The 11809-nt window shown below is 70.9% G+C and carries 12 protein-coding genes; 3 read left to right on the top strand and 9 right to left on the bottom strand.

The genetic code is table 11. The features are described 5' to 3' along the window. Positions 1 to 5 precede the first annotated feature (5 nt). From ACQP2E_RS24960 to ACQP2E_RS24950, 3 genes are all read right to left on the bottom strand, one after another. Positions 6 to 896, bottom strand: a complete 891-nt coding sequence (locus tag ACQP2E_RS24960) for a hypothetical protein (protein ID WP_433825361.1) — start codon at positions 894 to 896, stop codon at positions 6 to 8. A gap of 4 nt (positions 897 to 900) precedes the next feature. Next, a complete protein-coding gene (locus ACQP2E_RS24955; protein WP_433825360.1) occupies positions 901 to 1161 on the bottom strand; it encodes a hypothetical protein in 261 nt (86 codons plus the stop codon). Positions 1162 to 1525: 364 nt separating this feature from the next. Continuing rightward, positions 1526 to 1918, bottom strand: a complete 393-nt coding sequence (locus ACQP2E_RS24950; RefSeq protein WP_433834042.1) for a hypothetical protein — start codon at positions 1916 to 1918, stop codon at positions 1526 to 1528. 247 nt (positions 1919 to 2165) lie between these two features. On the opposite strand from ACQP2E_RS24950, the gene ACQP2E_RS24945 reads away from it, so the two are divergent. Further along, on the top strand, positions 2166 to 4757 hold the full coding sequence (locus ACQP2E_RS24945) for an ATP-dependent Clp protease ATP-binding subunit (protein WP_433825359.1): 2592 nt from the start codon (positions 2166 to 2168) through the stop codon (positions 4755 to 4757). Positions 4758 to 4808: 51 nt separating this feature from the next. On the opposite strand, the gene ACQP2E_RS24940 is transcribed toward ACQP2E_RS24945, so the two are convergent. Together ACQP2E_RS24940 and ACQP2E_RS24935 are read right to left on the bottom strand one after the other, a co-directional pair. Beyond that, a complete protein-coding gene (locus ACQP2E_RS24940; protein ID WP_433825358.1) occupies positions 4809 to 5798 on the bottom strand; it encodes a LysR family transcriptional regulator in 990 nt (329 codons plus the stop codon). A 126-nt stretch (positions 5799 to 5924) separates the two neighbouring features. Beyond that, a complete protein-coding gene (locus ACQP2E_RS24935) occupies positions 5925 to 6491 on the bottom strand; it encodes a hemerythrin domain-containing protein (protein ID WP_433825357.1) in 567 nt (188 codons plus the stop codon). Positions 6492 to 6546: 55 nt separating this feature from the next. On the opposite strand from ACQP2E_RS24935, the gene ACQP2E_RS24930 reads away from it, so the two are divergent. Both ACQP2E_RS24930 and ACQP2E_RS24925 read left to right on the top strand, forming a co-directional pair. Beyond that, positions 6547 to 7854 (top strand): M20/M25/M40 family metallo-hydrolase, encoded by a 1308-nt coding sequence (locus ACQP2E_RS24930; protein ID WP_433825356.1) that lies wholly within the window; start codon positions 6547 to 6549, stop codon positions 7852 to 7854. Between the two features lie 22 nt (positions 7855 to 7876). Beyond that, positions 7877 to 8545: a hypothetical protein gene (locus tag ACQP2E_RS24925; RefSeq protein WP_433825355.1), complete on the top strand. Its 669-nt coding sequence runs from the start codon at positions 7877 to 7879 to the stop codon at positions 8543 to 8545. Positions 8546 to 8570: 25 nt separating this feature from the next. Here the strand turns inward: ACQP2E_RS24925 and ACQP2E_RS24920 are convergent, their stop codons facing one another. The 4 genes from ACQP2E_RS24920 to ACQP2E_RS24905 all read right to left on the bottom strand — a co-directional run bounded on the left by ACQP2E_RS24920 (position 8571) and on the right by ACQP2E_RS24905 (position 11808). After that, positions 8571 to 8768 carry a DUF5703 family protein gene (locus ACQP2E_RS24920; protein WP_433825354.1) on the bottom strand — a complete coding sequence of 66 codons (198 nt, stop codon included), beginning with the start codon at positions 8766 to 8768 and terminating at the stop codon, positions 8571 to 8573. A 4-nt stretch (positions 8769 to 8772) separates the two neighbouring features. Beyond that, positions 8773 to 9846 (bottom strand): hypothetical protein, encoded by a 1074-nt coding sequence (locus ACQP2E_RS24915; RefSeq protein ID WP_433825353.1) that lies wholly within the window; start codon positions 9844 to 9846, stop codon positions 8773 to 8775. 76 nt (positions 9847 to 9922) lie between these two features. Further along, on the bottom strand, positions 9923 to 10561 hold the full coding sequence (locus ACQP2E_RS24910; protein ID WP_433825352.1) for a response regulator: 639 nt from the start codon (positions 10559 to 10561) through the stop codon (positions 9923 to 9925). Next, complete coding sequence (locus tag ACQP2E_RS24905; protein ID WP_433825351.1) at positions 10558 to 11808, bottom strand: sensor histidine kinase; 1251 nt, start codon at positions 11806 to 11808, stop codon at positions 10558 to 10560. The genes ACQP2E_RS24910 and ACQP2E_RS24905 overlap by 4 nt, the downstream gene beginning before the upstream one ends. Between the last annotated feature and the right edge of the window lies 1 nt (position 11809).

Genomic DNA, 11809 nt, shown 5'->3' with positions numbered 1-11809 from the left:
CGTTTTCATGAGCGGTCCTCCTGGGAGTCGGCCCTCTGGCGTACCGGCTCGGGTGCGTCCGGGTTCAGCGACCCGGCGTCACGGCCGAGCCTGGCCAGCAGGACACCGGTCAGAACGCTCGCCGTCACCGCGTTGTCGGCGGGATGATCGGGCTGTTGTGACTGCTGCTGCTCCTTCATCGGCGCCCGGCAGATCCGGCTGATCAGCGTCTCCAGGACCGCCGGGGAGGTGCCCGGCAGCAGCGCCCGCACCCGGGCCTCGGCGGCGCTGCGCAACCGCGGAACGTCCTCCGGCCGCGGATCGTGACCGAGCAGATCGCCGGCGAGGCGGTGCAGCACCGGCGGCGTCAGCGCGGCCAGTCCGAGACCCGTCGACGCGGACACCGCGTGCAGCTCCCGCCCGAGACGTGCCCGGTCACCGGCTCGCACGCCGGCCGCGACCCGCCTGAGCAGTTCGGACGAACCGGTGTTCGCCGGTTCCTGCTTGTCCGGGACCGGTTCGCCGGTCAGTTCGGCCACCCGCGCCTGCCACCACGGTCCGAGCGACTCGGGTTTCTCCGCGCCCGCAGACTTCGGTTCCTGGCGGCTCTCGTCGTGTTTCAGCGCGGCCCGCCACTCCTGGCCGGGCGCGGCGCCGGGCGTCCCGGCCAGGCCGACCGCCGCCAGGTAGGACTCGATCGCGTCCTGCGCGACACGCACGGCCGCTGCCGCGCGTTCCGCATGCTCGGTGGCATTTCCCAGCACGGGTACGCCCAAATCGTCGACCGACTGCTCGCGCACCCAGTTGAGGATCTCGGTGGCGGTGCGCAGCCGCTCCATCGCAGCGGTGATCAGTCCGCTGGGTAGCTCGTCGGAGGTGGCGCGGAGCTGGGCGCCGAGTTCCTGCAACAACGACATCGCGTCAGAGCTGCGCCGTGTAGGTCTGCGCCTGCTCGACCGCCACCAGGGTCGCGCCCAGGCACTCCTCCAGCTGCTGGTCGGCCTGCGACAGGGAGGCGTGAGCCGCGCCGACCAGGTCGTTCGCGCTGCCGTCGAGGGCCGCCGCGAGGCTCTGCTGCGCCTCGCCGAGCCGTTGCCGAGCCGCCTCTATCGCCGCCTGCCCCTCGGAAACCTGCTGAAGCGCGGCGTCCACGGCAGCTCTGACTTCGGCGACACTGGCCACCCTTTGCAGCCTCCTGTTACGAAACTCTGCTTCCAGTCGCAGCCTACCGCCCGTTTCCCGCCCGGCCGTCCTCGGATGCCCTGATTTGGCAGTGGCCGGGGTTACCGGGGTTCGGTGTGGACGCAGCGCGAAAGCAGCGATCCGCCCTGGTGATCGCCGTGTCCATTGTGGATCATGGCTGTCACCGGGGCACACCCGGGTCCTACCCGGTTCCGGCTAGATCCACTCCTCGGTGGGATCGCGCGCTGCACACCCTGGTGCGCCGGCACCATGCTTTCCCGGCTTTTACCGCGAGAGTGGCACGCCACCAAACAACTGCGCCGGGCGGCTCCCGGTCGCGCACACCGGCCACCCGGCCCGCGTGTCAGCGGGGGACCGCGGACGGGCCCCGGGTCTCGGCGCCCAGGGCCACGGCCCGCTCCCGCAGGCCGCGGTCGGCGGTGATCACGATGACGCGGCGGTGCTGCTCCGCGCGTACCAAGTCAATGATCTTGTCGTCGCCGGAGCGTGCGGCGCGCTCGACGCGCACGCCGCCGGGAGCCTGCGGGATGTCCCGGGCCTGGCCCTCGACGACCAGGATCACCTCGACCGGGGCCGGAATGCCGTCCAGGCCGGCGGCGGGCACCGCCGCGAGGTTGTCGCGGAGCCGGACCGCGGCGCCTGCCCGATCGCGCCACCAGCCGTCCGGCACCGAGCCGACGACATTCGCCCCGTCGACGACGACCAGCGGGACGTCGGAGAGCGGGACGTTGACCAGCGGAACGCCGGATATCGGTGTCGGAGCGGCCGGCTCCTGGAACGCTGGGGTCAGAGACCCGCGATCGTTGGGGGCGGGCTCCGATGCCTTCATAGAGTTGAGCCTACGTCAGTCAACTTTTCGGCCGGAACGGGAATCAGGAGGTTCGTGAGAGCGCTGTGATCCCTGGCAACGGCAGTTAGTTGCCTGGATGGGCCGGGTAGGCCTACATCCGCCTGAGTGAGGTACCAGAAGGAAAGAGACCCTGATGAGCATCGGACCGTTCGGACCAGCTGGGTCCGGCAACTGGGACGACCTGTTCGCGCGCTTCTTCGGAGCGGCCGAGCCGCACCGGCCCGCGCAGCGCTTCGACATCGCGCGTTACATGAGCAACGACGCCCGGCAGGTCCTCGCCGACGCCGCGCGCCGGGCCGCCGAGCTGTGCGGCGGCGAGCGTGCGCTGGCCGACCTCGACACCGACCACCTGCTCTGGGCCGTTCTCCAGCAGGAGCCGATGAAGCAGACCGTGCGCCGCGCCGGCACCGACCCGGTCGCGCTGCTGGCCGAGCTCGACGCCCAGCTCGACAGCGAGGTCGCCCGTACCGCCGCCGCGAACCGCCGCGCCGACATGAGCGCCTCCACCCGCGAGACGCCCGAGCAGGTCGCACTGACCCCGGCCGCCAAGCGCGCGCTGCTGGACAGCCTGCAGATCTCCCGGGCCGTCGGCGCCTCGTACATCGGGCCGGAGCACATTCTGATGGCGCTCGGCCTGAACACCGATTCCGCCGCGGGACGACTGCTCGCCGGCCGGCTCGACCCGCGCAACATGCCGCACCCGGAGACGTCCCCGGGCGCCGGCGGCGGCGGTCACCAGCAGCACCACAGCAACCCGAACACACCGACGCTGGAGCAGTTCGGCGTCGACCTGACCGAGTCGGCCCGGCGCGGCGAGATCGACCCCGTGGTCGGGCGTGCCGACGAGATCGAGCAGGCCGTGGAGATCCTGTCCCGGCGTACCAAGAACAACCCGGTGCTGATCGGTGAGGCCGGCGTCGGCAAGACCGCGATCGTCGAAGGCCTCGCCCAGCGCATCGTGGACGGCGACGTCCCGCTCACCCTGCAGGACAAGCGGGTGATCCAGCTCGACCTCGCCGGCCTGGTCGCGGGCACCCGTTACCGGGGCGACTTCGAGGAGCGCCTGCGCAAGGTGATCGAGGAGATCCAGTCGTCCGGCGACGGGCTGATCGTCTTCCTCGACGAAATTCACACCCTGGTCGGCGCCGGTGGCGGTGGCGGCGAGGGCGGCGGCATGGACGCCAGCAACATGCTCAAGCCGGCGCTGGCCCGCGGCAAGCTCCGGGTGATCGGCGCGACCACCCTCGACGAGTACCGCAAGCACATCGAGAAGGACGCGGCCCTGGCCCGGCGGTTCCAGCCGGTTCTGGTCGGCGAGCCGACGGTCGAGGACACCGTGGCGATCCTGCGCGGGCTGCGCGACAACTACGAGGCGCACCACCAGGTCCGGATCACCGACGAGGCGCTGGACGCCGCCGCGGTGCTCTCCGACCGGTACATCACCGACCGCTTCCTGCCGGACAAGGCGATCGACCTGATCGACCAGGCCGGCGCGCGGGTACGGCTGCGGGTGAAGACCCCGGACGCCGGTCTGCGCGAGCGGGAGCGCCGCCTCGAGGAGCTGTCCCGCGACCGTGACCAGGCGGTCGCCGCCGAGAAGTACGAGAAGGCCTCCGAGCTCCGCGACGAGATCAACTCGCTGAAGGAGCAGATCGCCACCGCCGGTGTCGGTCCGGACGGCATCCCGCAGGTGACCCAGGACGACGTCGCCGAGGTGGTGTCGCGCTCCACCGGCGTGCCGGTCGCGCAGCTCACCGAGGCCGAGCGGGACCGCCTGCTCCGGCTGGAGCAGCACCTGCACGAGCACGTCATCGGCCAGGAGGACGCGGTCGAGGCGGTCGCCGAGGCGGTACGCCGCTCGCGGGCCGGGCTCGGCGACGAGGACCGGCCGGTCGGCACCTTCCTGTTCCTCGGACCGACCGGGGTCGGCAAGACCGAGCTGGCGCGTTCCCTCGCGGAGGCGTTGTTCGGCGAGCCGGACAAGATGGTCCGCCTCGACATGAGCGAGTTCCAGGAGCGGCACACCGTGTCGCGGCTGGTCGGTGCTCCTCCCGGCTACGTCGGTTACGGCGAGGCGGGGCAGCTGACCGAGGCGGTGCGGCGGCGCCCGTACAGCGTGGTGCTGCTCGACGAGATCGAGAAGGCCCACCCGGACGTCTTCAACATCCTGTTGCAGGTGCTCGACGACGGCCGGCTCACCGACAGCCAGGGCCGGACGGTCAGCTTCAAGAACACTGTTCTGATCATGACGTCGAACCTCGGTTCGGATCTGATCACCGGGTCGACCCGCAGCGTCGGGTTCGGCGCGGCCGAGAACGGCCGGTCCGCCGACGAGGAACTGCGCGACCGCCTGGACCGCCGGCTCAAGGACTCGCTGCGGCCTGAGTTCATCAACCGGATCGACGAGATCATCATCTTCCGGCAGCTGGAGGACCAGCAGCTTCACAAGATCACCGAGATGATGCTTGGCGAGACCCGCCGCCGGCTGCACGCGCAGGACGTGCAGATGGAGATCAGCGACGCGGCCGTCGACTGGCTGGCCGAGCGTGGGTTCCAGCCGGAGTTCGGCGCGCGCCCGCTGCGCCGCACGATCCAGCGTGAGCTGGACAACCGTTTGTCGAAGATGCTGCTCGCCGCAGATCTGGCCCCGGGCCGCAAGGTTCGTGTCGACGTGGCCGACGACAAGCTGACCTTCGAGGTGGAGTCGGCGGTCTCGGCTCGCTGATGAAACTCGCTAATGAAAAAGGGGGGCCCACGGCCCCCCTTTTTTCTGTCGTCAGGCGGCGGCGAGCTGGGCGGGCACCGCGCCGATGCCGCTGAGATCGGGGTGGGCGGCCATCCAGCTGACGTAGTCCTCGTTGCGGGCGATGACGTCCTGGTACGCCTCATAGGCCAGGTACATCAGGTTGGGGGCGCTGCGGGCGGCGGGGGAGTCGGGGTGCCAGCCGACGGCCGTGCGCCAGCGCAGGGGCGCGCCTTTGAACGGGCGGGACGTCAGGCCGACGGGTGGCCGGAAGGTCGGCTGGCAGAGGCCGACCGCGAGGCCCAGCTCGACCATGTCGACACAGGCGCGGGGGTCGGTCTCCAGAACCTTGCGCGGGGCGAAACCGGCGCGTGCGCACGCCGCGGCGAAACAGTCGGCGAAGCAGCCGTCACCGGCGCCGGCCACCCATTGCTCCTCGGCGAGCTCGGCGAGATCGACCTCGGATCCCTTGGCCTGCGGGTGGTCTTCCGGCAGCAGCGCGCAGACGGCGTCGACCGCGATGGTCTGCCAGACCAGGCCGTACTCGGCGGAGGGCAGGGCATCGCCGCAGACACCGACCTGGGCGAAGTCGAGCTTGCCGGCGAGGACCATGGTGGCCAGCTCGTCGACGTAGTACGACGCGTGGGTGGAGATCTGAGCCTCCGGCTGGTTCGCCGAGAGACGGTGCAGCAGGTGTGCCACGACAGGTCCGCCGATCGCGCCGATGCGATAGCGGCTCATCGTCTCGTGGCCACCCGCGGCCAGTCGTGCGGCCTCATCCTGCAGGCCTTTCATGGCCGGCAGCAGCACCCGAGCCCGGGAGAGCACCAGCTCGCCCAGTGCGGTCGGGCGTGCGCCGCGACGGTCCCGGTCGAACAGCGGGCCACCCAGTGTCCGCTCGATGCGCTGCAGTTGGGCGGTGAGCGCCGGCTGGGCGAGGCCCAGCTGCGACGCGGCCTTGGTGACGCTGCCGGTCTCCGCGATGGCGCAGACCACCTTCAGGTGCCGCAGCTCGAGGTTCATAGCGTGACGTTAGGACCACAATGGGATCCACGGCTAGCCCTGTGGGCGCTGGAAAGATCGGCAACCCGTGACAAACATATTAACGAACAGGACAAGGTGGGCGAATCACCCGCCGCTGAGGTTTAGTTACAGATCACGTACATATGTTTTACGGCCAGTGACCGCGTCGAGGGCCTTGTCGACCACTCCGATGAGCGGGTCGACAACCTTGTTCCACGGCGGTGTCGACGGTGTCGCCGGGTGCGGGCGGGTCGGCGCGGCCTCCTCGGCCGTCTCCAGGCGGTTGCCGAGCCGGACCAGATCCTCGGACGGGACCATCTGCGACAGCATCGGCAGCAGCTCCTCGGCGTCGGCCGCCACGTGCCGGCGGATCGCCGCCACCGTGGCATCCATGTCGTCGCCGCTCAGCAGGTGCAGCAGGGTCTGGTCCTCGGCGAGCTCGCGGTCGGCCAGCTCGTCGCCGCCGGGCACCGCGGTGCGGATCGCCGGGTAGAGGTACTGCTCCTCGGCGCAGAGGTGCCGGGACGCGACCGCGACCAGGACACTCTTCACCTTGGGGTTGTCGGGCTCGGACTCCATCTTCGCGATGAGGCCGAGCAGTTCCTGGTGTTGCTTGTTGACGACATCGACGATGCTCCGCCCGGGAGTCTTGCCACCGGTCGGCGGGAGCGGGGGGAGATTCACTTCAGACACGGCCGCCAAGTTCCCCATCGGGATCGTTGTTACACCTTGCTGGTAAGAAGGGCGGATGGACACCACCGCCGTGGACGAGGTCGTCAGCCTCTGCCGTGACCTGCTGCGCATCGACACCACCAACACCGGGGACCCGCGGACCACCGTGGGCGAGCGGGTCGCCGCCGAGTACGTCGCTTCCCGCCTGGAGGAGGTGGGCGTCGAGACCACGCTGCTGGAGTCCGCGCCGACCCGGACCAACCTGGTGGCCCGGATCCCGGGTGCGGACCCGGCACGCGGCGCGCTGCTGGTGCACGGCCACCTCGACGTGGTGCCGGCCGACCCGAGCGAGTGGTCGGTGCACCCCTTCTCCGGCGAGGAGAAGGACGGGTACCTGTGGGGCCGCGGCGCGGTCGACATGAAGGACTTCGACGCCATGGTCCTGGCCGTGGTCCGGGAGTGGAAGCGGGTCGGCTACACCCCGCCGAGGGACATCGTCCTGGCGTACACGGCCGACGAAGAGGCCGGCATGGAGTACGGGTCGCAGTGGCTGGTGCGCAACCACGCGGGGCTGTTCGACGGCGTGACCGAGGCGATCGGTGAGGTCGGCGGGTACTCGTACACGGTCAACGACGATCTGCGCCTCTATCTCGTGCAGACCGCCGAGAAGGGCCTCGACTGGCTGCGCCTGCACGCGCACGGCCGTCCCGGGCACGGCTCGTTCATCCACGACGACAACGCGGTCACCGCGCTCGCCGAGGCGGTCGCCCGGGTCGGGCGGCACCGGTTCCCGACCGTGGTCACCCCGACCGTCCGGCAGTTCCTGGAGCAGGTCAGCGACGCGCTGCAGATCGACCTGGACCCGGACCAGCCGGAGCTGGCGATCTCGAAACTCGGCCCGATCGCCAACCTGATCGGCGCGACCATCCGCAACACCGCGAACCCGACCCGCCTGGAAGCGGGTTACAAGGACAACGTGATCCCCGGCAAGGCGTCCGCCACGATCGACTGCCGGACCCTGCCGGGACACGCCGACTCGTTCCTGGCCGAGCTGCGCGGCATCATCGGGCCGGACGTCGAGATCGAGCACGTCCACCAGCAGTCCGCTGTCGAGACCAGCTTCGACGGCGACCTGGTCGATGCGATGGGCGCGGCTCTGCGGGCCGAGGACCCGGGTGCGCGTACGGTCCCGTACCTGATGTCCGGTGGCACCGACGCGAAGGCATTCGCCACCCTCGGGATCCGCTGTTTCGGCTTCGCGCCGCTGCGCCTGCCGCCGGATCTCAACTTCAGTGCGTTGTTCCACGGCATCGACGAGCGGGTTCCGACCGAGGGGCTAAAGTTCGGCGTGCGCGTTCTCGACCGACTGCTTCGAAACAGCTGAAATCCGGAAGGAACCAATTTCCATGTCTGACCAGAATGCGGAGCTCGACGCCGCCCTCGAGTCCGTGATCGAGGCGGCCCGGGCGCACCTCACTGCCGTGAAGGCAGCGGCCGGCCGCATTGACGACGACGACGTGTGGCAGGCGTACGTTCACCTGAACAACGCGTCGTACGCGTACGACGAGAAACTTCTCGACGCGTTCGGCGAAGTGACGCCGTGGGATGTCGAGTCGATCGACCCGGACGAGGCGGACCACCGGTTCGGGCTGGTCGGTGCGGGAGCTGACGGCTCCGGCGAGGACCCGTACGACCAGGTGATCTCGGTGCGGCAGCGTCGTGACTACCGGGTGCCGAGCGTGGACGCGCTGCTGAAGGTGGCCGAGACCGCCCGCCGCGGCTCGGTGCCGGAGGACGAGGACGCCGGTCCGATCGAGTCGGTCGGCGAGGCCGTGCTGGAGCTGCTCCAGGCCGGCGACGGTTCACTCGCGTCGCTGGACGTTCCGGAGCTGGAACCGCTGGACGGCCTGCTCACCGTCACCGAGGTGGCCGCGCCGCTGGATCTTGAGGCGTTCGACGACGCTGATGGCTCGGGCCCGTTCGCCCCGGTTGACGGCGACCAGCTGGTCGGCCGTCTGGACGAGCACCCGTTCCTCCCGGACGACGAGGACGACCACGCGGGCCATAACCATTAAGTGGTAAAGACCGGAAAACCCGGCCTCAGTAACTGAGGCCGGGCTGCGGGGTGGGTGTCGGCGCCAGCCGGCGGCGGAGCATTACCTTGCGGGTGCCGTCGGCGAAGAGCTGGACCTTGGCCAGCTCCCACCCGGAGAACTCCGCCTGGATGGCGAGTTGCGCCGCGGCGGTCAGACGATCGACGTTCGAAGGCAGCCGTAGCGGCGCGTATTCATAGTCCATCGAACTAATATGCGTCAGCCGCCGAGTCTTCCACCAGCCCCGACACACCCTCCGGGCGGCCACAACGCGGGCACGGCGGGCGGCGGCGCAGGTGATAGGCGTACGCCGCCGCGCCGAGTGCCGCACCCCACAGCGGCCACAGCAGCCCGGGTGCGGTCGCGGCGTTCAGCCCGCCGTGCAGCAGCACATCCGCGCCCGCCGCGGTGTACAGCGAGATCGACCCGGAGAAGATCAGGAGCGCTACGAGCGTGGCCGGGACCGTTGCCAGCCGGATCGGCACCTCGCGACCGGCCAGGCCGATCATCCAGCGCGGGAACCGCTCACCCCAGCGTTGCGTGAGCCCCAGCGTCAGCGCCGCACCGACCAGCGCGAACGTGCCCAGGCCGGCACCGGCCCAGACCAGACCGGTCTCCTGCATCTCGGCCAGGAACTCCGGCTCGATGCCGAGCGGGATGCCGGCCGCCCAGGCCAGCCGGACCACCGCGTACAGGCACGGGATGATCACCGCGATCCACACCGCGATCCGGCCCCAGCGGGTCGCTGATTCCGGCGTGGTCCAGCCGGTTCGGTCCGCCGTCCGCCCGCAGTCCTCGCAGGCGCCGGCCGCGCGCCGCTGCCGGCGCAGCACGGCCCGGACGATCAGCAGGCCACCGGCGACGGCAAGGGCCTCGTTCGCGAGCGTCCAGGTGAAGATCTCGGCGTAGTCGACCGGCGGCCACCCGAACGGCAGCCCGCCGATCAGCATCGGCAGATATCCGGCGACGGTCAGCAGCCGCACGTCCGGGATCAGGACCAGCAGCGCGGCCGCCACCAGCCACAGATAGCCGAGCAGGATCCGGCGCGGCACCACCGGCAGCCGCTCGCCACCGACGGCGACCAGGGCGGCCGCGGCGGTCAGCAGCACCACCGCGAAGGCCGGTGCGCCGATCCCCGGATCGACAGTGCGCAGCAGGCTTGCGGCGTTGTGCGGCGCGTCCGGCCCATAGGGGAAACCGCTCCCGGTCACCGTCCACACCACGGCGAGAGCGCCGTATCCGGCGGCCCAGACGGCCGCCGCGTTCCTCTTCAGATCGGTCATGCTTCGATGCTTGTCGCTGCGCGGCCTGCGCGGATCCCCAGGCCGAGGGGCGCGTCCCCCTCCTGCGAGGGAGATTCTAGAGAGAGACAAACCCCGATTTGTACGCGAGAACGACCGCCTGAGTCCGATCCCGCACACCGAGCTTGCCGAGGATGTTCGCGACGTGTGACTTGACCGTCTCGACGCCGAGCACCAGCCGCCCGGCGATCTCGGCGTTGGACAGCCCGTCGGCCATCAGCGTCAGCACCTCGGATTCCCGGGCGGTCAGCTCGGCGCCGCCGACCCGGCCGTCCGGCGGGCCGTACGCGGCGGCCAGCCGGCGGACCGCGGCCGGGAAGAGCAGCGAGTCGCCCCGGGACACCACGCGCACCGCTTCGGTGATCTGTTCCGGACGGGCCCGTTTCAGCAGGAAGCCGCTGGCGCCGGCCCGCAGCGCCTCGTAGACGTACTCGTCGTTGGCGAACGTCGTGACGACCAGGACCCGGGGCGGGTCGGTGAGGCGTTCCAGCAGCAGCCGGGTGGCCTGGATGCCGTCCATCCGGGGCATCCGGACGTCCATCAGCACGACGTCGGGGCGCAGCCGGACGGCGGCCGGCAGCACCTCGGTGCCGTCGGTGACCTCGCCGGTGACAGCCAGGTCGGGTTCGGCGCCGACGATGGCCCGCAGGCCGGCCCGGACCAGGGCGTCGTCATCGGCGATCAGGACGCCGATCATGACGGGTCGCTCGGGAGCCCGGCGTCGCTCGGGAGCCCGGCATCGCTCGGAACCCCGGGATCGAGCGGGAGCCCGGCGTCGCTCGGGAGCCCGGCATCGAGCGGGAGTGTGGCCTCGACCCGCCACTGGTCGCCGTCCGGTCCGGCGAACAGTTCCCCGCCCAGCAGCCGGAGGCGCTCGCGCATGCCGCTTATCCCGTACCCATGACCGGTCTTGATCTTGTTGTTGATGGTGTTGGTCACCGTGATCGTCAGCTCCTCGTCCTGGCGGATGTGCAGGGTGGCGGGTCCGGAGCCGTGCCGGGCCGCGTTGGTGAGCGACTCCTGCACGATCCGGAACGCCTCCCGGGACACCGCGGCCGGCACGTCCACCGGACCGATCTCGGCCAGCACCGACGGGGTGAGCAGCCGATCCAGATCGGTCAGGGTGGGTGCGGCCCGGCGGTCCGCGGAGAGGTCGTCGCGGAGCACGCCGAGCACGGTGTCCAGCTCCTCGGCGGCGGCTCGCCCGGTCTCCTCGATGGCGGCCAGCGCCTGCCGGGCGAACGCCGGGTCCGCGTCGAAGACCGCCCGCGCGGCGCCGGCCTGCAATGTCATCGCGGTCAGCGCGTGGCCGACCGCATCGTGCAACTCCCTGGCCAGCCGGTTGCGCTCGGCCAGCCGGCGTTCCCGGTCCTGCTCGGCGGCGGCCCGCTCGGCCGGCGACGGGCCGAGCAGCACCGGTGCCATCGTCGCGGCGAGCCGGCCCAGGCCGGCGGCGGCGCCTGCCGCGATGGCCAGCACCACGATGCCGGCCAGAACCCACAGGAGATTGCCGGCCTGCAACGGGCCGAGATCAAGACCGGTCAGCGCGCCCTCGGTCAGCCCGAGTCGCTCGGTGCCGACGAACAGCACCACCGGGATGGCGATCAGCGCGACCGCACCGACCACCCCGCCGGTGAGCAGGTGCAGGGCGAACCAGATGGCGGTACGCAACCGGGTCTCCAGCGCGAGCCGCCGGCTCCGGTCGTGGTCGGGCAGGGCGACGCCGAGCAGCGAGCGGGCCGCGGTGATCTCCAGCTCCCGGGTGCCGCCGAGGAACGGCGGGACGGCGGCGACCAGCACGCCGACCAGAGTGATCGCGATCGCGCCGGCCCGGGTCGGCTCACTCTCCAGGACCATCTGGGTCAGCAGGCCGGCGGCGAGCACGTACGGCAGCAGCAACACCCCGCCGAGCAGCAGGAACACGGTCCGGCGCAGGATGCCCACC

It is taken from the genome of Actinoplanes sp. CA-015351 (assembly GCF_050955685.1).
Lineage (GTDB): Bacteria > Actinomycetota > Actinomycetes > Mycobacteriales > Micromonosporaceae > Actinoplanes.
This window is presented reverse-complemented; position numbering and strand designations above follow the sequence as displayed.

Excerpts from the sequence above, each read along its gene's own strand:
- ACQP2E_RS24960 (WP_433825361.1), bottom strand. The coding sequence starts at position 896 with ATGTCGTTGTTGCAGGAACTCGGCGCCCAGCTCCGCGCCACCTCCGAC.
- ACQP2E_RS24945 (WP_433825359.1), top strand. The coding sequence starts at position 2,166 with ATGAGCATCGGACCGTTCGGACCAGCTGGGTCCGGCAACTGGGACGAC.
- ACQP2E_RS24940 (WP_433825358.1), bottom strand. The coding sequence starts at position 5,798 with ATGAACCTCGAGCTGCGGCACCTGAAGGTGGTCTGCGCCATCGCGGAG.
- ACQP2E_RS24930 (WP_433825356.1), top strand. The coding sequence starts at position 6,547 with ATGGACACCACCGCCGTGGACGAGGTCGTCAGCCTCTGCCGTGACCTG.
- ACQP2E_RS24925 (WP_433825355.1), top strand. The coding sequence starts at position 7,877 with ATGTCTGACCAGAATGCGGAGCTCGACGCCGCCCTCGAGTCCGTGATC.
- ACQP2E_RS24920 (WP_433825354.1), bottom strand. The coding sequence starts at position 8,768 with ATGGACTATGAATACGCGCCGCTACGGCTGCCTTCGAACGTCGATCGT.
- ACQP2E_RS24915 (WP_433825353.1), bottom strand. The coding sequence starts at position 9,846 with ATGACCGATCTGAAGAGGAACGCGGCGGCCGTCTGGGCCGCCGGATAC.
- ACQP2E_RS24910 (WP_433825352.1), bottom strand. The coding sequence starts at position 10,561 with ATGATCGGCGTCCTGATCGCCGATGACGACGCCCTGGTCCGGGCCGGC.